The sequence below is a fragment of the Streptomyces sp. NPDC005648 genome, assembly GCF_040605395.1.
Taxonomy (GTDB): Bacteria; Actinomycetota; Actinomycetes; order Streptomycetales; family Streptomycetaceae; genus Streptomyces.
The window spans coordinates 66,374-88,360 of the sequence record NZ_JBEXCS010000034.1; the positions used below are offsets into that span (position 1 = coordinate 66,374).

Annotated in this window: 20 protein-coding genes and 1 pseudogene; 12 read left to right on the plus strand and 9 right to left on the minus strand. The window is 71.9% G+C overall.

Annotation, left to right across the window (positions count from 1 at the left end):
* Positions 1 to 241 precede the first annotated feature (241 nt).
* A complete protein-coding gene (locus ABZT17_RS20900; RefSeq protein ID WP_356350893.1) occupies positions 242 to 1,351 on the plus strand; it encodes an adenosine deaminase in 1,110 nt (369 codons plus the stop codon).
* Positions 1,352 to 1,389: 38 nt separating this feature from the next.
* Entirely contained in the window at positions 1,390 to 2,076 is a 687-nt protein-coding gene (locus ABZT17_RS20905) for a glycerophosphodiester phosphodiesterase (RefSeq protein ID WP_356350895.1), read from the plus strand.
* A gap of 33 nt (positions 2,077 to 2,109) precedes the next feature.
* On the opposite strand, the gene ABZT17_RS20910 is transcribed toward ABZT17_RS20905, so the two are convergent.
* From ABZT17_RS20910 to ABZT17_RS20935, 6 genes are all read right to left on the minus strand, one after another.
* Positions 2,110 to 3,804: a sigma-70 family RNA polymerase sigma factor gene (locus ABZT17_RS20910; protein WP_356350897.1), complete on the minus strand. Its 1,695-nt coding sequence runs from the start codon at positions 3,802 to 3,804 to the stop codon at positions 2,110 to 2,112.
* A 192-nt stretch (positions 3,805 to 3,996) separates the two neighbouring features.
* Positions 3,997 to 4,506: a hypothetical protein gene (locus tag ABZT17_RS20915; protein ID WP_356350898.1), complete on the minus strand. Its 510-nt coding sequence runs from the start codon at positions 4,504 to 4,506 to the stop codon at positions 3,997 to 3,999.
* Positions 4,490 to 4,981: an RNA polymerase sigma factor gene (locus ABZT17_RS20920; protein WP_356350900.1), complete on the minus strand. Its 492-nt coding sequence runs from the start codon at positions 4,979 to 4,981 to the stop codon at positions 4,490 to 4,492. Before ABZT17_RS20920 ends, ABZT17_RS20915 begins: the two co-directional genes overlap by 17 nt.
* 119 nt (positions 4,982 to 5,100) lie before the next feature.
* Positions 5,101 to 5,724 (minus strand): class F sortase, encoded by a 624-nt coding sequence (locus ABZT17_RS20925; RefSeq protein ID WP_356350902.1) that lies wholly within the window; start codon positions 5,722 to 5,724, stop codon positions 5,101 to 5,103.
* Positions 5,721 to 6,092: a sortase-dependent protein gene (locus ABZT17_RS20930; RefSeq protein WP_356350904.1), complete on the minus strand. Its 372-nt coding sequence runs from the start codon at positions 6,090 to 6,092 to the stop codon at positions 5,721 to 5,723. The genes ABZT17_RS20925 and ABZT17_RS20930 overlap by 4 nt, the downstream gene beginning before the upstream one ends.
* Positions 6,093 to 6,223: 131 nt before the next feature.
* Positions 6,224 to 9,088, minus strand: a complete 2,865-nt coding sequence (locus tag ABZT17_RS20935) for a LuxR C-terminal-related transcriptional regulator (protein ID WP_356350906.1) — start codon at positions 9,086 to 9,088, stop codon at positions 6,224 to 6,226.
* 235 nt (positions 9,089 to 9,323) lie between these two features.
* Here ABZT17_RS20935 and ABZT17_RS20940 point away from each other — a divergent pair, with 235 nt between their 5' ends.
* Complete coding sequence (locus ABZT17_RS20940) at positions 9,324 to 9,995, plus strand: response regulator transcription factor (RefSeq protein ID WP_356350907.1); 672 nt, start codon at positions 9,324 to 9,326, stop codon at positions 9,993 to 9,995.
* Positions 9,996 to 10,123: 128 nt separating this feature from the next.
* Positions 10,124 to 10,825, plus strand: coding sequence for a YceI family protein (locus ABZT17_RS20945; RefSeq protein ID WP_356350908.1), 702 nt, complete (start codon positions 10,124 to 10,126; stop codon positions 10,823 to 10,825).
* Positions 10,826 to 10,883: 58 nt separating this feature from the next.
* On the opposite strand, the gene ABZT17_RS20950 is transcribed toward ABZT17_RS20945, so the two are convergent.
* The gene (locus tag ABZT17_RS20950; RefSeq protein ID WP_356350910.1) at positions 10,884 to 12,074 is read right to left on the minus strand and encodes a spermidine/putrescine ABC transporter substrate-binding protein; all 1,191 of its coding nucleotides are present in this window, start codon (positions 12,072 to 12,074) and stop codon (positions 10,884 to 10,886) included.
* Positions 12,075 to 12,305: 231 nt separating this feature from the next.
* Between ABZT17_RS20950 and ABZT17_RS20955 the strand changes: the two genes are divergently transcribed.
* Positions 12,306 to 12,530 carry a hypothetical protein gene (locus tag ABZT17_RS20955; protein WP_356350912.1) on the plus strand — a complete coding sequence of 75 codons (225 nt, stop codon included), beginning with the start codon at positions 12,306 to 12,308 and terminating at the stop codon, positions 12,528 to 12,530.
* A gap of 74 nt (positions 12,531 to 12,604) precedes the next feature.
* Here the strand turns inward: ABZT17_RS20955 and ABZT17_RS20960 are convergent, their stop codons facing one another.
* A complete protein-coding gene (locus ABZT17_RS20960; RefSeq protein ID WP_356350913.1) occupies positions 12,605 to 14,044 on the minus strand; it encodes a gamma-aminobutyraldehyde dehydrogenase in 1,440 nt (479 codons plus the stop codon).
* 176 nt (positions 14,045 to 14,220) lie between these two features.
* Here ABZT17_RS20960 and ABZT17_RS20965 point away from each other — a divergent pair, with 176 nt between their 5' ends.
* The 7 genes and pseudogenes from ABZT17_RS20965 to ABZT17_RS20995 all read left to right on the plus strand — a co-directional run bounded on the left by ABZT17_RS20965 (position 14,221) and on the right by ABZT17_RS20995 (position 21,024).
* The gene (locus ABZT17_RS20965; protein WP_356350915.1) at positions 14,221 to 14,736 is read left to right on the plus strand and encodes an Lrp/AsnC family transcriptional regulator; all 516 of its coding nucleotides are present in this window, start codon (positions 14,221 to 14,223) and stop codon (positions 14,734 to 14,736) included.
* Positions 14,721 to 16,103, plus strand: coding sequence for an aspartate aminotransferase family protein (locus tag ABZT17_RS20970; protein WP_356350917.1), 1,383 nt, complete (start codon positions 14,721 to 14,723; stop codon positions 16,101 to 16,103). Before ABZT17_RS20965 ends, ABZT17_RS20970 begins: the two co-directional genes overlap by 16 nt.
* Positions 16,104 to 16,300: 197 nt before the next feature.
* Positions 16,301 to 17,101: an ATP-binding cassette domain-containing protein gene (locus tag ABZT17_RS20975; protein ID WP_356350918.1), complete on the plus strand. Its 801-nt coding sequence runs from the start codon at positions 16,301 to 16,303 to the stop codon at positions 17,099 to 17,101.
* Entirely contained in the window at positions 17,083 to 18,498 is a 1,416-nt protein-coding gene (locus ABZT17_RS20980) for a hypothetical protein (protein ID WP_356350919.1), read from the plus strand. The genes ABZT17_RS20975 and ABZT17_RS20980 overlap by 19 nt, the downstream gene beginning before the upstream one ends.
* Before the next feature lie 98 nt (positions 18,499 to 18,596).
* Positions 18,597 to 19,004, plus strand: coding sequence for a VOC family protein (locus tag ABZT17_RS20985; protein ID WP_356350920.1), 408 nt, complete (start codon positions 18,597 to 18,599; stop codon positions 19,002 to 19,004).
* Positions 19,005 to 19,040: 36 nt separating this feature from the next.
* Positions 19,041 to 20,162: pseudogene (locus ABZT17_RS20990) on the plus strand (LOG family protein).
* A gap of 160 nt (positions 20,163 to 20,322) precedes the next feature.
* Positions 20,323 to 21,024: an LAETG motif-containing sortase-dependent surface protein gene (locus ABZT17_RS20995; RefSeq protein ID WP_356350921.1), complete on the plus strand. Its 702-nt coding sequence runs from the start codon at positions 20,323 to 20,325 to the stop codon at positions 21,022 to 21,024.
* 61 nt (positions 21,025 to 21,085) lie between these two features.
* On the opposite strand, the gene ABZT17_RS21000 is transcribed toward ABZT17_RS20995, so the two are convergent.
* Positions 21,086 to 21,883, minus strand: a complete 798-nt coding sequence (locus tag ABZT17_RS21000; RefSeq protein WP_356350922.1) for a maleylpyruvate isomerase family mycothiol-dependent enzyme — start codon at positions 21,881 to 21,883, stop codon at positions 21,086 to 21,088.
* Between the last annotated feature and the right edge of the window lie 104 nt (positions 21,884 to 21,987).

A 21,987-nucleotide genomic window follows, 5' to 3' on the forward strand; every position in this document is an offset into this window, starting at 1 on the left:
GGGGCGGCCGATCGTGCGGGGCGGACTGGTGTCCCTGGTCCGGCGGGGTCTTGTGCTCGGGCGGCGCCCAAGGGTCCCGCTCGGGCGAAGCGCCCCCACCCGGATGTGCGTGATCCACCACGTCCCCGTCCCCCTAAGTCGATCGTCGGCCCATGGTAAAGCCTTGGCCTGACGCCACCACCGGCCGGTACCCGGCCGGCGCCACCCCGCGGGCCCCCGGCTTCCGGGCGATCTGCCTACCATGAGCCCGATTCATCGATCAGCCGATCACCCGCGTCCGCCGGCCGACACCACGGACGCCGTTCCCGGGGAGGAACCCTTGACCGACCTGCACTCCTTCATCGCCGGCCTGCCGAAAGCCGAACTGCACGTCCACCACGTCGGCTCCGCCTCCCCCCGCATCGTCTCGGAGCTCGCCGCCCGCCACCCCGACTCCAAGGTCCCCAGTGACCCCGAGGCCCTGGTCGACTACTTCACCTTCACGGACTTCGCCCACTTCATCGACGTGTACCTGTCCGTCGTGGACCTCATCCGGACCCCGGAGGACGTACGCCTGCTGACGTACGAGGTGGCCCGGGACCTCGCCCGCCAGCAGGTCCGTTACGCCGAGCTGACGATCACCCCGTTCTCCTCCACCCGCCGCGGCATCGACGAGCGCGCCTTCATGGACGCGATCGAGGACGCCCGCAAGGCGGCGGAGGCCGAGTTCGGCACGGTGCTGCGGTGGTGCTTCGACATCCCCGGCGAGGCCGGTCTGGTGTCGGCCGAGGAGACGGCGCGGCTCGCGACCGACGACCGGCTGCGCCCGGAGGGACTCGTCTCGTTCGGGCTCGGCGGCCCCGAGATCGGCGTACCCCGGCCGCAGTTCAAGCCGTACTTCGACCGGGCGATCGCCGCGGGCCTGCACTCCGTGCCGCACGCGGGCGAGACGACGGGCCCCGAGACCGTCTGGGACGCGCTCACCGATCTGCGTGCCGAGCGCATCGGGCACGGGACCAGTTCCGCCCAGGACCCGAAGCTGCTGGCCCATCTCGCGGAGCACCGCATCGCGCTGGAGGTCTGCCCGACCTCCAACATCGCCACCCGCGCGGTCCGCACCCTCGACGAGCACCCGGTCAAGGAGTTCGTGAAGGCCGGCGTGGTGGTGACGATCAACTCCGACGACCCGCCCATGTTCGGCACCGACCTGAACAGCGAGTACGCGGTCGCCGCCCGCCTGCTCGACCTGGACGAACGGGGCCTGGCCGCCCTCGCGAGGAACGCGGTGGACGTGTCCTTCCTGGACGAGCCCGGCAAGGCCCGTATCCGGGAGGAGATCGACACCTACACCTCGACGTGGCCGGCCCCCTGAGTCATCTCGCCGTCGCCCGGGCCCACCACAATGGGCCCATGCAGAACGTGACCGCCGTGGCCCATCGCGGGGACCCCTACCGCGTCCGTGAGAACACGATCGACTCGCTGCGTTCCGCGCTCGACCAGGGCGCGGACGCCGTCGAGGTCGACGTACGACTGACCGGGGACGGCGTTCCCGTGCTGTTGCACGACGAGACGCTGAAGCGGCTGTGGGAGCACGACCGGCCGCTGAGGTCCCTCTCGGCGGCGGAGGTGCGCGGTCTCACCGACGGCGGGGTGCCGACCCTCGCGCAGGCCCTGGCGGCGACCGAGGGCAGCCGTCTCATGATCGACCTGCCCGGGACACGGACCGCGCGGGAGGCCGGGCGGGTCGTGGACGCCGTGCGCGAGGCGGGGGCGCGGGACCGGGTGTACTACTGCGCGGGCGCCGAGGAGATGCTCGCCGTGCGGGCGGCCGACCCGGCGGCGGAGATCGCGCTGACCCGCACCACGCTGGCCCCCGCGCGCCCCGCCCTGCTGGACGCGGTGCGGCCCCGCTGGCTCAACTACCGCTTCTCCCTGGTCGACCACGCTCTCGCGGCGCGGGTCCACCACGACGGCTATCTGCTCTCCGTCTGGACCCCCGACACCCGCCGCTCCATGCGCCGCCTGATCGACCTGGGCGTGGACGCGATCACCACGAACCGCATCGACACCCTGTGTGCCGTCCGCAAGGCCGGCTGACCCTACGCGGAGCCGGCCAGCCCTGCGGGGTCGCTATACGGCCGAGTGCTGAGGGACCGTCGCCGGGTCGGCGGGGGTCTCGCGGGTGGCGTACTGGGGGACCGGGGTGTCGTCCCTGCCGGTGTCGCGGACCAGGCCGTAGCGGCGCGCTCCCGCGGCGGGGCCGGTGGTGACGTCCTTCTCGACGGCGTCCCAGGTGGTGGGGAAGACGTTGAGGCCGTAGTCGGCGCCGCGTTCGTTGACGGTGAGCGTGACGCTGCCGTCGACGTAGAAGTACTCGTTCTGCCACATCTGCTGGGTGCCGGCGGGCAGGACGTCGTAGCCGGTCGCCTTGCTGCCCATGCCGGTCACCGTGGTGTCGGTGGCGCTGACGGGGTCGTCCATACGGCGGCCGCCGCCCGAGGCGACATGGAAGAGCTTGCCCTTCAGACCGGTCCAGGAGGGCGGGACCAGGCTGCCGGAGCGGTACTGCGGGGAGATCTGCCAGCGGACGAGGACATAGCCCTGACCGGTGAGGGTCACGCTGTCACCGCGGTGGTTCATCGTGGCGTGCGCGCCGCCCGTGCTGGTGAGGCCGGAGCCGGGCCGGTGCGGCAGGGCGGCGGGCGGGGTGTCCGGGTTCGGCGCGGTGTCGACGGCGTCGACCACACTGCCGTAGAGCTCCGTCCTTTCCTTCGTGGCGGAAGGGGAGGGAGAGGGCGACGGGGAGAGCGAGGGGGAGGCGGACGGCCCGGGTGACGGGGCTCGGTGGAGGCTTGTCGCTGTCGGGGTCGCGACGGTGCGCGGGAGCGGGGTGCCGGGGGTCTGGGTGACGACATACGCGCCGCCCGCGACGATCGTCGCTCCCGCGGTCACCGCCACCGCCGGTTTGGTCAGGACGCCGAGGATCTTGGCGGACCAGCCGATGGTCGACGCGGCCGCCGCCGTCTTGCCGCCGAGGGCCAGGGAGAGGGTGAAGCCGACCGGGAGCGGAACGAGGGCGATGCCGGCCAGCAGGCGTTCGGCCGGTACGACGGACTCGCGGGCGTCGCCGCAGTAGGCACAGCCCCTGATGTGCCGGGCCAGTCGTTTGCGCCAGACCGAGTCGGGGCGGCCGTTCCAGCGGGCGGTCAGATCGCGCAGCTCGGGGCAGGCGCCGTCGAGGGCGCGCACGATGCCGCGCGAGGTCTCCAGGCGTTCCTTCATCCGCTGGACGCGGACGGCGGCGTGCTGCCGGCTGATGCCGACGGCCGCCGCCAGCTCGCGCCGGCTCAGCTCCCCCGCGACCTCCAGCCACCACAGCGACAGCAGCTGCCGGTCATCGTCGTCCAGCCAGCGCACGGCCTCCGCCACTTCACGCCGCTGACCCTCCAACTGGAGCCGCAGCACGGTGAGTTCGGCGAAGTCGGTGGCCTCGCGGGCCGCGCTCTCGTCGAGGTGCCGCGGGGTCCTGCGGCGCGCCCGGTCCCGTATCTGACGCATCGCGATCGCGATCAGCCAGGACCGGAAGCTGTCCGGGTCGCGCAGCGAGCCCAGGTTGTCGACGGCGCGCAGCATCGTCTCCTGGACGACGTCGTCGACGTCGGCGTGGCCGTCCAGGGCGCGGCCCACGACGTTGTAGACCAGCGGGAGCCACCCCGCGACCAGGTCGTCCAGCGCCTGCCGGTCGCCGGCCTGGGCGGCCGCGATGGTGCCGCGCCACTGCCGCCCGTCCGTTCCGGACGCCTTCCCCACCCTCACTTGCCGCACGGACGCACCTTCTCAGCCCGACCAGGGCTGTTGGCTATGCCGCAGGTCACAGTGGGGTCCCGGTACGAGCGGGGCATGTGGGGGCTCCCAGGTGTGAGGGGAATGGGGGACACCAGGGGAGACGGAGTGAAGCCGGCGGCGATAACACTTTTTGACGGCACCCGCCGTCACGGCATGCGAAGAGCACTACACCTAGGGCCGGGTGGCGGGTTCGGACGGTGCCGGGGTGGCGCTTCGGACGGCTGACGGGACGACCGACGCGGAGGCCGATGGGACCTGGCTCCGGTCGCGGGTGCGGGGGCTGGGCGTCGCGGCCGGTGGGGCGTCGGGGGCCGTGGTCGGGGAGCCGGTGCGTTCGTTTCGCCGGGTTTCCCGGGCGGCCACGGGATCCGACGGGCGGGGGGTCGGGGACAAGGAGGGGCGGGGCGAGGGGTCGCCGACCGAGGGCGGGGCCATGGGGACGGCGGGCGAGCCGGGTGTGTCGGTGGCCGAGAGACGCAGGGGAAGGATCGCCAGAGCCGCGATACCGCAGGTCAGGGCTGCGCCGGCCGCTGCTTTGACGAGACGGCGACGACTCGCGCCGCGGCGGATCGCCTCGTAGCGGCCGGGCGGTGCGCCGAGGTAGTCGGCGGAGGGACGGAGGAGGACCGTGAGAGGGTCCTCGGGGTCGTGGTCCGGGCCCTCGTCAGAGTGTGTGATCAACGCTTCTCCTCAGGTGGGCGCGGAGCAGTTCGCGGGCCGCGTGGAGATCGGCCTTGACGGTCCCTTCCTTGCGTCCGGTCAGCACGGCCACCTCCCGGATCGGCATGTCAGCGTAGTAGTGGAGAAGGATGGGGACGCGCAGGCGTTCGGGCAGCGCCTGGACGAGCAGGCGTACGGAAGGGTCCGTCTGCTCGGCGTGCGGAGCCACCGCCGCCTCCGTCGTCGCGCGCCGCACCGCCCGCCGCTCGCGCTCCAGTTTGCGCCAGTGGTCGCGCACGAGGTTGGCCGCGGTGACGTAGAGGAAGCCGCGCGGTTCCGCCACGGCGGTCCAGCGGGCCCACAGCCGGGTGAACGCCTCCGAGGCGATCTCGTGGGCCGTCTCGTCGTCGTCGACCAGCCGCCGGCACCAGCCGGCGAGGCGCGGATAGAGGGCGGCGAACAGCTCGGACGCGGCCTTCTCGCGGGAGCGTTTCAACGTTCTCCATGGTCGTGGGGGATGCGTGGGGAAAGAGCCCGGACCGGCGGCTCGCGGTTCCGCCGGTCCGGGACACGGCCGGTTCGGTGGGCCCTCCCGAAGGTCGGGCCGCGCCGAGATCAGGGACTCGCCGAGGTCAGCCTCGCGAAGACGATCACGTTGTCGCGATAGCCGTGCCCGGTGCGGGCGCCCCCGCATGTGATCAGCCGCAACTCGGGCCGGTTCACGTCGCCGTAGACCTCCTTCGTCGGGAAGTCCGACTTGGCGACGGTCCGTACGTCAGTGACGGCGAACACCGCATCCGTGCCGTTCTCCAGGCGCACCTCGACCTTCTCGCCCCGGCGCAGTTCCCCCAGGCGCCGGAAGACTCCGTCCCCGTAGGCGCCGACCGTGACATGGCCCAGGATCACCGACGGGCCGGTCTGGCCCGGTGTCGGTGAGTGGCGGTACCAGCCCGCGCGGTCGTGCGCCTGGACCGGCGGCACCTGCACCGTGCCGTCCGCGGCCAGGCCCAGCCGCATCACCGGGGTGTCGACCCCGATGGCCGGAATGCGGAGCCCGACCGGGGTCGATCGCCCCACCGAGGACACCTGCTCGCCCTTGGCCGCCGGAGGCGCGGACGAGGAGGCGGAGGAAGGGCCGGCCTGTTGTCCGGCCGTACCGCTCCCCTGCCCGCCGCCGCAGCCCACGAGCAGCGCGGCGAGCGCCACGGTGGCCAGGGCGCGCCCGGAGAGGTACCTCATGCCCCGGTCGCCCGCCGGCGGCGCACGAGGAGGACGGCGCCGCCGCCCACGACGACGGCCGCGGCGGCACCGCCGCCGATCCAGGTGCCCCCGGAGTTCGAGGAGGGCTCCGTCACACCGGTGTCGGGGGCACCGCTGGGCACGACGGAGACCTGGTCCCTGGAGGGCGCCCGGGTCGGCTCGGCACTCGACGCCTCGGAGGGGACGGCGCTGGGTGCGGTGGAGGCGCTCGGCCGCTGGCTCGGCGCCGCGGTCGAGGGAACGGGCGACGGGGTCCGGGAGGCACCCCCGTCGGCGAAGGCGGGCACGGCGCCCGCCAGTACGGCGGTGCACGCAAGTGCCAGGGCGCTGAGGCCTGTTCGGCGCATGGGTCGCTCTCTCTTTCGTTCGTCCGCCCGGCCGGTGGTCGATCGGCGCGGGCTGTGGGATGGATCGAGCGGAGAGACGAGGCGGGGGCGGGGCGGGTTGCAAAGAGATGGCAAAGCCGCGAAAGGGGGACTCAGTCCCCGTTCATCGCCTCGCGCAGCTCGGCCCGTCGCCGTATGCCCAACTTCTTGTAGGTGCTGGTGAGATGGGTCTCCACCGTGCGCCGGGCGAGGTGCAGCAGAGCGGCGATCTCGGTGTTGGTACGGCCGTCCGCGGCGAGGCCGGCGATCCGCCGCTCGCTGTCGGTGAGGGAGCCGGAGCCGGTGCGGGCGGCGGCGGTACGGCGGGCACCCCCCTCCCGCAGGCCCTGTTCCGCGAGCGTCAACAGCCTTGCGGCGCCCAGGCGTTCGGCGTGCGAAGCGGCCTCGCGCAGACAGGCGCGGGCACGGGAGCGGTCGCCGGCGGCGGTCAGCAGCCGGCCCTGCGCGATGAGCGCCGCCGCCAGTTCCGTACCGGCGGGGGCCGACCGCAGCAGTCGTACGGCCTCCTCGGCGAGCTCGGCACCGCGGCGGCCGCCGGTGGCCACGGCGAGGACTCGCAGCGCTCGGCCCGTCGTGCGGGGGGTGTCCCAGACGCGGGCCAGCCTCAGCTCCTCCTCGGCGAGCACAAGGGCCTCGCGGGGGTGGCCGAGGGCGATACGGCACTCGGCGGCGGCTGTGCGCCACGGCGTGACGACCGGACTGACGACGTCCCGGGCGGACTGCCGGCGCCCGCACTCCAGGAAGTCGTGCAGCGCGCCCGCGGGGTCGCCGACGGCGGCCCGGAAGACTCCTCGCGCATACAGGAAGCGGTTCAACTCCCAGCTGTCCGGGACCCGTTGCAGATCGACGGCATCGGCGAGCCGGGTGGCCTCGGCGAGCCGGCCGGTCTCGACGAGGGCGAGGAGGGTCTGGGCGTGGAGGTTGGTGGGGCCGGGGGCGGAGGGGGCGGAGGACGCGGTGCGGGTGTCGGGGGCCGACGGGGCCAGGAGGGCGTGGGTGCGGGGGTCGGTGAGCAGGGAGGCGTGGTCGGCGCGGGCCGCGGCGATGTCGGCTCTCGTCATGAGCAGGGCGTGGTGCATGGGGTGCAGCAGGTCGCGGCGTTGGCCGGCGAGGCCGCGTTCCACCAGCCGTTCCGCCTCGTCGAGTTCGTCGGCCCACTGGGCGACGGCGGCGGCGGTGCCCAGCAGGAAGGGCTCGGTCAGCGGGTCGGCGGGCTCGGCCAGCAGGCCTCGTACGCGCTTCATCGCGTCCTCGGCGGAGATGAGGCCGGCCGCCGCGGCATGGCGGACCAGTAACGCCTGCCCGGCCGTGCCGGCCAGGTCGGGCGAGCGCTCGGCGGTGTCGGAGAGCCCGCGGTAGACCTCCTGCCGTACCTCCTGGTCCTGGTCGGACAGCAGGGCCGAGGCGGTCCGGAGGGTGCGGACCAGGTCGGGGCGGTCGGTGAACAGGCCGTCGCCGTCCACCTGGCGCAGCACGTCGACGGCCACGCGCGCCTTGCCGAGTCCGGCCAGCGCCGTGCCGAGGGCGACGGCCGCGCGGACCCGGTCGTGCGCCTCGCCGGGCTGCCGCAGCGCCTCCGCGAGCCGCAGGGCGCCGGCCGGCGATTCCTCCACGGTGTACTCCAGGGAACCGAGTTCGGTCAGCAGCCGCAGTCGGCGCGGACCGGTCATCGGCTCGTCCAGGGCCCGGCGCAGGAAGGCGACGGCGTCGGCGAGGCGGTCGTCGCGTACGGCGAGGGCGGCGGCGTCCTGGAGCACGCCCGACGCCCAGTGCGTGCCGGCCGGGTCGGACAGCAGGAGTTGCCGGGCCACCGTCTCGGTGGGGGCGCCGCGCTTCACCATCGCCTCGGCGACCTGCCGGTGCGCGGCGCGGCGCCGGGCGGCGGGGACGCCGGTGAGTACGGCGTCCCGCAGGAGGGGGTGGGCGTAGCGCGGGCGACTGTCCGCGTCGGGCCGCAGCAGCCCCAACCCGGTCATCGCGGTGAGCCACCCCGCGACCCGGGTGACATCGGCCCCCGCCAACTCCGCCAGCAGCGCGGCCAGTCCGTCGACGGGACAGCCGAACCCATGTCCCGTCGGCCCGTCCCACCCCTCGTCCAGGACGGCCAGCACCCGAGCGACCTCGGCGGTACCGGGCCCGGCGCTGTCGAGCCACCAGGAGACAGCGGCGGGGAAGGCACCGGGGTAGAGGGCGGCACAGGTGTCGGGGAGGGCGGTGTGGACGTCCCGGAGGGTGGTGTGGGCGGCCGGGAGCAGCGCATGCTCCGACCGCCCCGGTTCCCCCAGGTCCTCCAGCAGCGCCCGCAGTAGCAGCGGGTTGGCCGCGGTGGCGCGTGTGCAGTGGTCGATCCAGGATCGGGGCGCCGCCGGGAAGTGGTCGAGGACCAGGGCCGATGCCGTCTCCGGGGACAGCGGCGGGAGGGTGTACGTCTGCACGAGGGCCCGCGAGAGGGTGTGCGCGAAGCCCGGCGCGGGTGGGTCTATGTCGTACTGGCTGCGTTCCGTCACCGCGAGCAGCACCGGCCGCGGTGACCGGTCGACATGCCGGGCGAACTCCACCAGCCAGCGGTACGACGGCCCGTCGGCGAGATGGACGTCGTCCACGGCGACCAGCAGCGGCGACTCGTCGGTGTAGGAGCACAGTGCGCGCCACAGCAGGTCGACCCGCTCCCGCTCGGCACCCGGCTCCTCCAACTCCGGTATGTACCCGAAGAGTTGCCGCGCCACGGCGAAAGGGACAGCGAGCTCCCCGGGAGCGCACCGGGCCCGTAGGACCCGCATGCCGTGCGCGGCGGCGTCCTCGGCGGCGGTCTCCAGCACCGTCGTCCGCCCGGTCCCCGTCGCCCCACGCAGCAGCACCAGCCCACCCGTACCGCCCCGGGCCCGCGTGGCCCCCGCCGCCAGCAGCGCCACCGCCTCCCGCTGCGCACCTGACAGCCCAGCCCGCCCTCCGCCCATCAGATCCCGCCCCTTCCCGACCGCGTGCCTCTCCCCGTCACAACCCCGAGCCCCCGCCCCCACATCCCCTCATCGAAAACACCCCCCTCGGCGGTTCTCCCCCACCTCCGATCTCGTGGTCCTGCTCGTGGTGTTCCACGGTTGCCCGTGCCCCGTCCTCCCCCGCAGGGTGAGGAAACCGCGCCCGCTTCCGACCCCACAACGGCGGCGCGCACAAGGACATCGAGGAACGCCCTTGCTCAGCACTTCGCGGACCACGCGCCCCGGCCCGGACGGTACCGGCGGCCGGATAGCGGTGGCGGTGCACGCCCCGGACCCGATCCTGCGGGAAGGGGTGCGCGGCCAGTTGCGCCGGTACCCGGAGGTCGACCTCAGGGAGGACGGCGACCCGGCCCCCGGCATCGTCGTCCTGCTCGTCGACGACGTACTCGACGAGACCGCCCTGACCAGGCTGCGCCGACTGGTGCGGACCGAGGGCGTACGGGCGGTGCTCGTGGTGCGGTCGCTGCGGGAGTCCGAACTCCTCGAGGTGATCGGATGCGGGGTGGGCGCCGTCGTATGGCGGCACGAGGCCACCGCACCCCGTCTGCTGCAGGCGGTCCGCGCGGCGGCCCGCGGCGACGGTGACCTGCCCGCCGATCTGCTGGGCAGGCTGATCAACCAGGTCGGCACCCTGCACCGCACCGCCGCCGACGGCAGCCGGGCGGGCGCCGCCCCGGGTCTGACCCAGCGTGAGGTGGACGTGCTGCGGCTGGTCGCCGAGGGGTTCGACACAGCGGAGATCGCCGCCAAACTCTCGTACTCCGAACGCACGGTCAAGAACGTCATGCACGGTCTGACCACCCGTCTGCGCCTGCGCAACCGCGCCCACGCCGTGGCCCATGCCCTGCGCGAAGGCTACATCTGACCACGAGACGTCCATCCGGTGCCGGTTGACGGCCGGCGGTCGATATCTGGGGCAAGTTGTGACGACCGTGTGCGCGGGTGTTGAAGGAGCCTTGCGGCTGTTCCTGCCATGACGTAAGTACGTGAATCATGAACCTGTTCACCCGTGCTGCGTCGACACTGCGCCGCCCGGCTCCCCCCACCGCCCCCCTCGCCCCCACGACTCCCCAGCACCGGTCCCAGCCCCAACACCGGCCGGGACAGCGGCAGTCCGCGCCGACCGGCCTGCTCGATCCCGCGCTGTCGTCGCTCACCGGGGAATGGATCATCGACCCGGCGCACAGCCGGCTCGGCTTCTCGGTCCGCCACGCACTGGTGACCACCGTGCGCGGGTCCTTCCTGGAGTACGACAGCCGGCTCTACTTCGACGGCCGCGACCCCTCCCGCTCGCGGGCGGAGATCGTCCTGGCCACCGGGTCCGTCGACACCGGCGTGGAACAGCGCGACGCGCATCTCGTCGGCCGGGACTTCCTGGACGCGCGCAACTATCCGCAGATGCGGTTCGTCAGTACGACGGTGCGGCTCGTGGACAACGACGTGTACCGCATGACCGGCGACCTGACCATCAAGAACGTCACCCGCCCCGTCGACCTGGAACTCACCTACATCGGCCATGTGACGGACGCGTTCGGCGACGAGCGGGTCGGCTTCGACGGCACGACCACCATCAACCGCCTCGAATGGGGCCTGTCCTACAACCAGAAGCTGGCCGAGGGCGGCGCCATGGTCAGCGAGAAGGTCCGCCTCCAGTTCGACATCGCCGCGATCCGTACGACGGACGCCCGCGTCTGACACCACGACAGGACATCCGACACCACGACAGGACAGGCCGACGACGCCTGTCCTCCGATCACAACCCCACGATCCCGTTCCACCTCTTGGCGAACTCCACCCGCTCCTTCGACGTGATGTCCCGGGCGATCGCCAGCCGCCCGCGCATCGCGCTGTCCGGGAAGATCAGGGGGTTCTCGGCGAGGGCCGCGGTGTCCTTGTCCTTCGAGGAGGCGAGGACGTGCTGGGCGGCCGGGACGGGGCAGACATAGTTCACCCAGGCGGCGAGTCCGGCGGCGACCTCGGGCTCGTAGTAGTAGTCGACGAGCCGCTCGGCGTTGCGCTTGTGCAGGGCTCGGTCCGGGACCATCAGGGAGTCCGACCACAGCTCCGCGCCCTCCTCGGGCACCAGGAAACGGATGTCGGGGTTGTCGGCCTGCAACTGGATGACGTCACCGGAGTACGCCTGACACGCCAGGACGTCTCCGGTGACCAGGTCCTTGGTGTAGTCGTTGCCGGTGAAGCGCCGTATCTGCCCGTTGTTCACGTACTTCTCGACCTGGTCGCAGACCTGGTCGAAGTCGGCGGCCGTCCACCTGGTGATGTCGACCCCGTTGCCCTGCATCAGCAGCGCGAACGCCTCGTCCAGACCGGACAGCAGCGTCACCCGGCCCTTGAGGTCCTTCGCCCACAGATCGGAGACATGCCGGATCTCCCGGCCCAGCTTCCGCCGGTTGTAGGCGATACCGGTGATGCCCGACTGCCACGGCACGGTGTACCGGCGGCCGGGGTCGAAGGCCGGTGAACGCAACTGGGGGTCGAGGTACTCGGCCACGTTCGGCTGCTTCGCCCGGTCCATCTTCTGGACCCACCCCAGCCGCACGAACCGCGCGCACATCCAGTCGCTCATGACGACCAGGTCGCGACCGGTCTGCTGATGGTTCATCAGCGCCGGGCTGATCTTGCCGAAGAACTCGTCGTTGTCGTTGATCTCCTCGGTGTACTTGACGGAGATCCCCGTACGCTTCTCGAACGCCTCCAGCGTCGGGCGGCTGTTCGGGTTCTTGTCATCGGTGTCGATGTACAACGGCCAGTTCGCCCAGACCAACCGCTTGTCACTGGCGGACAGATCGGCGACGGCCCGCTCACCGGGCCGCACATAGGCGGCGGGCACCCCGCAGCCGGCCAGTCCGCCGAGCATCGCGCCCCCGCCCAGCGCGCGCAGCAGGGTCCGGCGGGAGAGGGAGGAGTGCTTCGGCGTCAGGGGCATTGACGCAGCATGCCGCCCGAGCCCGTGCGCCCACAATCGACGCCGTGTCGAGTACGCCCACACAGGCCGGACACCCTGTCGATCCGCCCGGCCAGGTCATGGCGACGGGTCGGGCGTACGGGCCCCGGCGGCCCGGGGACCGGGGGCCGACGCCGCCTCCGTGCACCGCGGCGGCCCGACCTCCACGACCAGCCCGCCCGCGGCCCGGGTCCGGGCCCGCACCCGCCCGCCGTGCGCGGCGACGACGGCCGCGACGATGGACATGCCGAGACCCGGACCGTCGCGCCGGGAGCCCCGTCCGCCCGAACGGGGCCGGGAGCGCGGCTCGGCGCTCGTGTTCGGCACGCCGACCTGCCGCCGCTGCCCAACCCGGACCGGCACGGCAAGCCGGGCAGGTCGGGCCACTCCAAGGACGACGGCCTGCCCGGTCCGACGACCGGCGCGAAGAACGCCTGACCACCACGGAGGGGGAACGGCGCGGCCCCGGACGGGACTTGATCCGTCCAGGGCCGCGTGTCGCCTCGTGGGGACTAGGCGTCCAACGACGTCATCACGTGCTTGATCCGCGTGTAGTCGTCGAACCCGTACGCGGACAGGTCCTTGCCGTACCCGGACTTCTTGAAGCCACCGTGCGGCATCTCCGCGACCAGCGGAATGTGGGTGTTGATCCACACGCACCCGAAGTCCAGCTTCTTGGACATCCGCATCGCCCGCCCGTGGTCCTTCGTCCACACCGAGGAGGCCAGCGCGTACTCGACCCCGTTGGCCCACTCCACCGCCTGCTCCTCGTCGGAGAAGGACTGCACGGTGATGACCGGCCCGAACACCTCGTTCTGGATGATCTCGTCGTCCTGCTTCAGCCCGGACACCACGGTCGGCGCGTAGAAGTACCCCTTCTCACCGACCTGGTGGCCGCCGGCCTCGACCTTCGCGTGCGCGGGCAGCCGCTCGACGAACCCGGACACCTGCTTCAGCTGGTTGGGGTTGTTCAGCGGCCCGTAGAGCACATCCTCGTCGTCGGGCTGCCCCGTCTTCGTCTCGGCCGCCGCCTTCGCCAGCGCCGCCACGAACTCGTCGTGGATGGACGACTGCACCAGCACACGCGTGGCCGCCGTACAGTCCTGCCCGGCGTTGAAGAAGCCCGCCACGGAGATGTCCTCGACGGCCTTGGCGATGTCGGTGTCCTCGAACACGACGACCGGCGCCTTGCCGCCCAGCTCCAGGTGCACCCTCTTCAGGTCCTTGGACGCGGACTCGGCGACCGACATGCCCGCCCGCACCGAACCGGTGATGGACGCCATCGCCGGGGTCGGGTGCTCGACCATCAGCCGGCCGGTGTCACGGTCGCCGGTGATGACGTTGAAGACACCCTTGGGCAGGATCGACCCGATGATGTCGGCGATGAGCACGGTGGAGGCGGGCGTGGTGTCCGACGGCTTCAGCACCACCGTGTTGCCCGCCGCGATGGCCGGCGCGAACTTCCACACGGCCATCATCATCGGGTAGTTCCACGGCGCGACCTGCGCGCAGACGCCGACCGGCTCACGGCGGACGATCGAGGTCAGCCCCTCCATGTACTCGCCGGCCGAGCGACCCTCCAGCATCCGCGCCGCGCCGGCGAAGAAGCGGATCTGGTCGACCATCGGCGGGATCTCCTCGGACCGCGTGAGCCCGATCGGCTTGCCCGTGTTCTCGACCTCCGCCGCGATCAGGTCCTCGGCGCGCTCCTCGAACGCGTCGGCGATCTTCAGCAGCGCCTTCTGCCGCTCGGCCGGGGTGGTGTCGCGCCAGGCCGGGAAGGCCGCGGCGGCGGCCGCCATCGCGGCGTCGACGTCCGCCTGACCGGACAGCGGCGCGGTCGCGTAGGCCTCGCCCGTCACGGGGTTGACCACCTCGGTGGTCCGTCCGTCGGCGGCGTCCCGGAACTCACCGTCGATGTAGTTGCGCAGACGACGCAGCTCGGTGCTCACTGCCGGCCCTCCAAGTTCGAGTGGATCCAACGTGTCCATTGGCTGAGACACCCACACTAATCGGAGAGCCCACGTTTTCAACACCCCCGATCGCCTCAAGACTGCGAAATCCGCAGGTACCAGTCTCGTAAACAACGAATTTCATTGGTCCTCCCTTGCGGAACTGTCGAGACGTCGTGCACAGTGAGGTCGTGGCCAGTCGAAGCGCAGAGCACAGGGACTCCCGCGAGTCCAGGAACGGCACTCCTCATCCGGATGCCGTCTCCCTCGCCATCATCGAACAGCTCCAGGAGGACGGCAGGCGTCCGTACGCCGCGATCGGCAAGGCCGTCGGCCTGTCCGAGGCGGCCGTGCGCCAGCGCGTCCAGAAGCTGCTCGACCAGGGCGTGATGCAGATCGTCGCCGTCACGGACCCGCTCACCGTGGGCTTCCGCCGGCAGGCGATGGTCGGGATCAACGTCGAGGGCGACGTCGAGTCGATCGCGGACGCGCTGACTGACATGTCGGAAGTCGAGTACGTGGTGATGACCGCGGGCTCGTTCGACATCCTCGCGGAGATCGTCTGCGAGGACGACGACCACCTGCTGGACGTCATCAACAAACGCATCCGGTCACTGCCCGGAGTGCGCTCCACCGAGAGCTTCGTCTACCTCAAGCTCAAGAAGCAGACCTACATGTGGGGAACCCGATAACCGTGAGCCAGAAGGACCTCAGCAAGACCGCGTACGACCACCTGTGGATGCACTTCACCCGCATGTCCTCGTACGAGAACTCCCCCGTCCCGACCATCGTGCGGGGCGAGGGCACCTACATCTACGACGACAAGGGCAAGCGCTACCTCGACGGTCTCGCCGGTCTGTTCGTGGTCCAGGCCGGTCACGGCCGCACGGAACTCGCCGAGACCGCGTTCAAGCAGGCCCAGGAGCTGGCGTTCTTCCCGGTCTGGTCCTACGCCCACCCGAAGGCCGTGGAGCTGGCGGAGCGCCTCGCCGACCACGCGCCGGGCGACCTGAACAAGGTCTTCTTCACCACCGGCGGCGGCGAGGCCGTCGAGACCGCCTGGAAGCTGGCCAAGCAGTACTTCAAGCTGCAGGGCAAGCCGACCAAGTACAAGGTCATCTCCCGCGCGGTCGCCTACCACGGCACCCCGCAGGGCGCCCTCTCCATCACCGGCCTGCCGGCCCTGAAGGCGCCGTTCGAGCCCCTCGTGCCCGGCGCCCACAAGGTCCCGAACACCAACATCTACCGCGCCCCGATCCACGGCGACGACCCCGAGGCCTTCGGCCGCTGGGCCGCCGACCAGATCGAGCAGCAGATCCTCTTCGAGGGCCCGGACACGGTCGCCGCGGTCTTCCTGGAGCCCGTGCAGAACGCCGGCGGCTGCTTCCCGCCCCCGCCCGGCTACTTCCGGCGCGTCCGCGAGATCTGCGACCAGTACGACGTACTGCTCGTCTCCGACGAGGTCATCTGCGCCTTCGGCCGCCTCGGCACGATGTTCGCCTGCGACAAGTTCGGCTACGTCCCCGACATGATCACCTGCGCCAAGGGCATGACCTCGGGCTACTCCCCGATCGGCGCGTGCATCGTCTCCGACCGTGTCGCCGAGCCGTTCTACAAGGGCGACAACACGTTCCTGCACGGCTACACCTTCGGCGGCCACCCGGTCTCCGCGGCGGTCGGCCTCGCCAACCTCGACCTGTTCGAGCGCGAGGGCCTCAACCAGCATGTGCTCGACAACGAGGGCGCGTTCCTGTCGACCCTCCAGAAGCTGCACGACCTGCCGATCGTCGGCGACGTCCGCGGCAACGGCTTCTTCTACGGCATCGAGCTGGTGAAGGACAAGGCCACCAAGGAGTCCTTCAACGACGAGGAGACCGAGCGCGTCCTGTACGGCTTCCTGTCCAAGGCCCTCTTCGAGAACGGCCTGTACTGCCGTGCCGACGACCGCGGCGACCCGGTCGTCCAGCTCGCCCCGCCGCTGATCTCCAACCAGGAGACCTTCGACGAGATCGAGCAGATCCTGCGCGCCACCCTCACGGAGGCCTGGACCAAGCTCTGACCTCCGGCGGTCAGACGGTCCAGGGGCTGGGCCCGGGGTGCACCCGTTCGAGTGAGAAGGGTGGGTCCCGGGCCGCGTGCTGTCCGGCGTCGCCGTCTCGGCTCCTTAGCGTGCCTGGTAACCGATCGGCCCTGTCCTCGTTCCCCCGCTCGGGGGATTGGCAAGGCAAAAACGGATCTGAACCGAGGTGTACGCCCATGGTGGCCCCGCCGGACAACGACGTGCTCTGGGCACGCACCCTGCACTTCCAGCACCGCGACGGCTCGCCCGCGCTCAGCGGCGTCTCGATCGGCGTCCAGGAGGGCGAGATCCTCGCCGTCAGCGGCCCGCGCGGCAGCGGCAAGACGACGTTGCTGCGCTGTCTCGCCGGCCTGGTCCCGGCCCAGCGCGGCGAGGTCTGGTTCAACAGCGTGCCGGTCCACACGATGGGCCCGCTCACCCGAGAGCGCCTGCGCCGCGACCGCTTCGGCTGGATCGACCCGGCCCCGGTGCTCGTCCCCGAGCTGAACGCCTGGGAGAACGCGGCGCTCCCCCTGATGCTCCGCGGCACCAGCCGCCGCCGCTCCAAGACCGCGGCCCTGGAGTGGCTGGAGCGGCTGGACATCGGCGACCGATCCCGCAGACGTCCGCACGAGCTGACCCAGGCGGAACGCCAGCGCGTCTCCATCGCCCGCGCCCTGGCCCCGGCGCCCACGGTCCTGTTCGCCGACGAGCCGACGGCGCCGCTCCACCGGGCCGACCGCGCGCATGTGCTGCGCACCCTCACCACGGCGGCCCGCTCCCACGGGATCACGGTGGTCCTCGCGACCCACGACGCGGAGACGGCCGCCCTGGCGGACCGCACGGTCGCGTTGCTCGACGGCCGTCGGGTCAACACCGTCCATCTCCCGCCGATGGCGGAGGCGGAAGCGCGGGGGCCGGAGGGCCACAGGAGCGGGCCGGGCGGTCGAGGGGCCGAGCCGGAAGGCCAGGGGGCCGCGTGCTCGCTCTCCGTCTGACCCGCGGCGCCCACCCGGCCGTCCACCTCCGCCGCCTCCTGGTGACGACGGCGTCGGCGGGCACGGGCTTCCTCCTCCTGTGCACCCTCGGCCACGCCCTCAACCACCCCGAGTCCCCCTCGTCCTCCCTCCTCCGCCTGGCCTGGTGTCTGACGCCCCTGGCGGCCGCGGTCCACTTCGCGGTGGCGGTGGCCCGCACCGACCCCGCGACCCGGCCCCGCCCCGGCCTCTCGGCCATCGGCCTGGGCCCCGGCCGTCTGATGGCCGTCGCGGCGACGACGACGGCCCTCTCCAGCGCCCTCGGCTCGATGCTGGCCCTCCTGCTCTTCCTCCACCTCCGAGGCGACCTCACCGGCATGCCCTTCGACGGCACGGCCGCCGACTTCCTCGCCTCGGACAAGGACCTCCCCCTGCCGGCGGCGCTGACCCTGCTGGCCCTGGTCCCGGTGATCGCGTCGGTGACGGTGGCACTGGTGCTGCGGCCCCGGGACGCCCGGCCGTCACCGGCAAGGAGCACGGAACGCTCGTACGGCCGCTTCGGCACATACACCAGACCGGGCGCACCGCGAGAGACATTCGGCGCCTACGGCCGCTTCGGCGCCCGCCTTCGGCCACGCCCCGCGGGCAGTCGGGGCGCCGAGACGGCTCCCGCCCCACAGGGAGACGGCACCCCGAGCGGGCGGCCGGGCGAGACGCCCGCCAAGGCCCCGTCCGAGGCCCCCTCCACTGCCCCCTCCACGACGGCCGCCGCCGCACCGGACCCGGACCCCACCACCCAGCCCCCCGCCCCCCGCAATCCCCCCGCCGGCCTCCCCTGGGGCATCGCCACCCTCACCGCGGGCCTGGCGGTGGAGGCCTACGCGAGCCGAGCCGGCCGGCCCACCCTGGCTCTCCCGGCCGGGCTCTCCGCCACCACCCCCGCGCTCCTCCTGGGCCTCGTCCTCGCCGCCCTCGGCCTCGCCCTCACCGCCCCCGCGCTCACCCATCTCACCGGCCGGGTCCTCCAGTCCGCCCGCCCCGGCGCCCTGCGCCTCCTGGCCGGCCGGGTCCTGATGGAGGAAGCCGTCCGCATCGGCCGCCCCCTGGGCATCGTCTGCGCGGTCGCGTCCGCCGCCTACGCCATGGCCACCCTCTACACCCCCGGCGAACCCGCCTTCGGTCCCCTCACCACCCTCGGCACGCTCCTCGTCACCGGCTGCACGATCGCCACCCTCCTCACGGCGGCCGTGGAAGCGAGACAGGCACGCGCCGACACCACGGCGGCCCTTCTGCGTCTGGGCGCCCCGGCGACCACGCTCCGCAGCGCCGCGGCCCTCCGGGCCGGCGCCCTGCTGGCCCTGTTCACCCCGCTCACCCTGCTGGTGGCGGAGCTGGCCGCCCTCCCGCTGGCCCGCTGAGGACCCGTACGGAAAAAACCTCCCGGCCGCCGATGAGTTCCGAAGCGCGCCCCGGTCTACCCACCAAACGGCACGAACCCCGATGGGAGAGACCCCGCATGTACCAGCAGATGATCTTCGTGAACCTGGCCACCGACGACGTCGACGCGTCGAGGAAGTTCTTCACGGAGCTCGGCTACTCGATCAACCCGCAATTCAGCACCGACGACTGCACCTGCGTCGTGATCAGCGACACGATCATCGCGATGCTGCTCAGCAAGAAGCGGTACGCCGACTTCACGAAGAAGGAGATCGCGGACTCGTCGAAGACCAGCGAGGTCCTGCTCTGTCTCAGCGCCGAGAGCCGCGCGAAGGTCGACGAGCTGGTCGACAGGGCCGTCGCCGCGGGCGGTACGGCCAACGACGACGTGCAGGACCACGGTTACATGTACGGCCGCTCCTTCGACGACCTCGACGGCCACTCCTGGGAGGTCGTGTGGATGGACCCGGCGGCGGTCCAGGGCTGACCCGGACACAGCCGACGCCGTGCCTAGCATGGGCCCGTGCAGACGAGCCCGGCCCATGCGGCCCACCACGACGAACGTGAGATCGAGACGCTCGAGGACTTCGACGCGACCGTCTCGGCTCGCGGCACTCTCGCCGGTTACCGCGTACAGGCCGTCGATCTGACGGACCGTACGAAGGAGTTGCTCACCACCGACACCGCGGGAGCCGTCTTCCTCGGCTGTCCCATGCGGCCGGACGCCGAGGCGAAGGTCAGGTCCGCCGGCGCCCTGGTCTTCCCGCCGGTCCCGTATCTCCCCTTCGACCCGTATCGCGGGCACCTCTACACCCCCGACAACCTGTTCGCCTCCCTCGACAAGGGGTACGAGGAGACACCGGACGCCCTCGCCTACGCCTGGTTCGGGCGGACCAGGGCCGACGGCGACATATTCGCCTCGATGCTGCGCGCCGTGCACGACGACTCCATCTCGGACGCGCTGGACGAACTCCTGCGCGGGGCACGGGTGGTGGGTGTGATGGGCGGCCACGCGATGGAGCGCGGGACGGAGGCGTACGCCGGGGCGGCCCGGCTGGGGCGGGAGTTGAGCCGCGCCGGGTTCACCGTGGCGACGGGCGGCGGGCCGGGCGCCATGGAGGCGGCCAACCTCGGCGCGTACGCGGCGCCGTACGACGACCCGATGCTCGACGAGGCCTGCCGACTCCTCGCCGGGACACCCTCGTTCAAGCCCTCGATCACCGACTGGGCGCGGGCCGCCTTCGAGGTACGGGAGCGTTGACCGAAAGGCAACCACTCGGTCGGCATCCCCACGTGGTTCTACGGCCATGAGCCGCCGAACCCCTTCGCCTCGCACATCGCCAAGTACTTCGCCAACGCCACCCGCGAGGACGGCCTGTTGGCCCGCTCCGACGCGGGCGTGGTCTTCCTGCCCGGCGCGGCCGGGACCGTACAGGAGATCTTCGACAACGCGACGCCCAACTACTACGAGTCACGCGGCGAACCGACGCCCATGGTTCTGGTGGACCGTGCGCACTGGACGGAACGGCTGCCGGCCTGGCCCCTCTTGCAGTCACTCGCCCGGGAACGGTCGATGGAGTCCCGTATCGCCCTCGTTGACCGTATCGAGGAGGCTCCGGAGGCGTTGAAACGTATCTGCAGTTAAAGGAGAGGTAAAGCCAACGGACAAGTGGGGCCTGCGGATTGACACTACTTATGGAGCGCTTATACATCTGTGAGTCTCCTGGGGAACGTGAAGCCTCACCTCTTCGTCGCCTCACGTCCTGTCAACCCCCCGCAGTTGTGCCATCCCTTGAAGGGCAAACGTGTCCATATCTCGCCGCACCGCACGTCGTTCCGTGCAGATCCTGGGCGTCGCCGGCGCCTCCGTCGCGCTCGCCGTGAGCGCTGCCGGCAGTGCACTGGCCTGCAACATCAGTGAGTTCTCCGCCGAAGCCAAGTGCGACGGCAGCAAGGGCGTCATCACCGTCACCGACAAGGACGCCTCGGGTACGCCGGCCACCGTGACCGTGTTCCTCGAGAACAACGGTGCCGACGCCAAGCAGATCGGTGAGCAGGACGTCAAGGGTTCCCGCGAAGGTGTCACCATCACCTTCGCGGAGGACTGGGCGCCCAACGCCGAGTACCGCGTCCACGTCACGGCCGGCAACGGCAATCGCACGATCGTCGACAAGGACATCAAGCCGAACCTGACGACCCCGTCCGAGGGCTGCTCGAAGGACGAGTCGACCCCGCCGGCCACCCCGTCGCCGTCGGAGTCCGCCTCGACCCCGGCCGAGGACACCCCGACCCCGGCCCCGTCCGAGTCGGCGTCGGAGAGCACCACCGCTCCGGCGACCACCTCGTCCAACGCCGCCTCCCCGGCCGCCGGTGAGTCCAACCTCGCCGAGACCGGTGCGAACTCCAACACCGGCATGATCGCCGGTATCGCCGGCGCCCTGGTCGTCGTGGGCGGCGGCGCCGTCTACTTCGGCATGCGCCGTCGCGGGGCGAACAGCAGCCGCTGACGCCTCACTTCGCACACGCTGTGGCCCGTCCCCGTATCCCCGGGGGACGGGCCACGGTCGTTCACCCGAACGACGCCCGCTCCAGCCAGAACTCCAGCAGCTCGCGCTCGCCGAGGACCTCCAGCTCCGGGCTGTCCAGCGGGAGCCGACGGTAGAAGGCCAGCAGGACGGAGGTGAGCGGGCCCCGCAGGGCGACGGTGGCCTTCTCGTGGCCGCGGCGCCACAACACGCCGTCCTCGCCGAGCTCGATCAACCACTCGGCGTTCGACCCGGGCGCGCCGTCGGTGGCATGGAGGTGGATGCTCCGGCCGGATCCGCGCAGCTCCTTCGCCGCCCAGCGCGGATCGGCCCGTTGCGCGAGCTGTACGATCCCCAGCCACTCGTCGATCGCGTCGGCCGCGATGTCGGGGGCCACTTCGTAGGCCAGGCCCGTCGCGGGCATGGCGTCGGCGCGGTGGACGGTGATCTCGTGAGCCATACGGCGGGCCCAGAAGCCGGCGGTCGGGTCCCCGGCCCAGGACCACACCCCGGTGTCCGGCCCGGCCTCCCGCAGCGCCCCCACGACCAGCTCACCCGCCTCCGCCAGCCAGGCGTCGAGTTCGGCGGCATCGCCCGTCTTCTCGGGGCCGTCACCGCGAGGCACCTGTTCGTCGGGGATGTTCTCCTGCGCCCGCGTCCGCACCAGCGTGCCCACCCAGCGCAGGGCACCGCCCATGTGCAGCACGAGCTGCTCCAGAGTCCAGTCCGGACAGGTCGGGACGGTCGCGGACAGATCGGCGCCACTGGTCACCACCGCCCTCAACTGCTCGACTTGCAGGGCGATCTCATCGCAATACCGATCGTGTCCGAGTCGCGTCATGCCCCTCACCCTAGGGCGTGTTGCGAAAGTCCCGTCGTCCGCCCGGAGGGCGGGCCGGGCGGCGTCTGGGGCGTGCTCTCGGCGTGCCGGGCGGAAGCCCTCGT

Coding starts and splice junctions, on each gene's coding strand:
- ABZT17_RS20900 (WP_356350893.1), top strand. CDS start 242: ATGAGCCCGATTCATCGATCAGCCGATCACCCGCGTCCGCCGGCCGAC.
- ABZT17_RS20905 (WP_356350895.1), top strand. CDS start 1,390: ATGCAGAACGTGACCGCCGTGGCCCATCGCGGGGACCCCTACCGCGTC.
- ABZT17_RS20925 (WP_356350902.1), bottom strand. CDS start 5,724: ATGAGGTACCTCTCCGGGCGCGCCCTGGCCACCGTGGCGCTCGCCGCG.
- ABZT17_RS20930 (WP_356350904.1), bottom strand. CDS start 6,092: ATGCGCCGAACAGGCCTCAGCGCCCTGGCACTTGCGTGCACCGCCGTA.
- ABZT17_RS20935 (WP_356350906.1), bottom strand. CDS start 9,088: ATGGGCGGAGGGCGGGCTGGGCTGTCAGGTGCGCAGCGGGAGGCGGTG.
- ABZT17_RS20945 (WP_356350908.1), top strand. CDS start 10,124: ATGAACCTGTTCACCCGTGCTGCGTCGACACTGCGCCGCCCGGCTCCC.
- ABZT17_RS20950 (WP_356350910.1), bottom strand. CDS start 12,074: ATGCCCCTGACGCCGAAGCACTCCTCCCTCTCCCGCCGGACCCTGCTG.
- ABZT17_RS20975 (WP_356350918.1), top strand. CDS start 16,301: ATGGTGGCCCCGCCGGACAACGACGTGCTCTGGGCACGCACCCTGCAC.
- ABZT17_RS20985 (WP_356350920.1), top strand. CDS start 18,597: ATGTACCAGCAGATGATCTTCGTGAACCTGGCCACCGACGACGTCGAC.
- ABZT17_RS21000 (WP_356350922.1), bottom strand. CDS start 21,883: ATGACGCGACTCGGACACGATCGGTATTGCGATGAGATCGCCCTGCAA.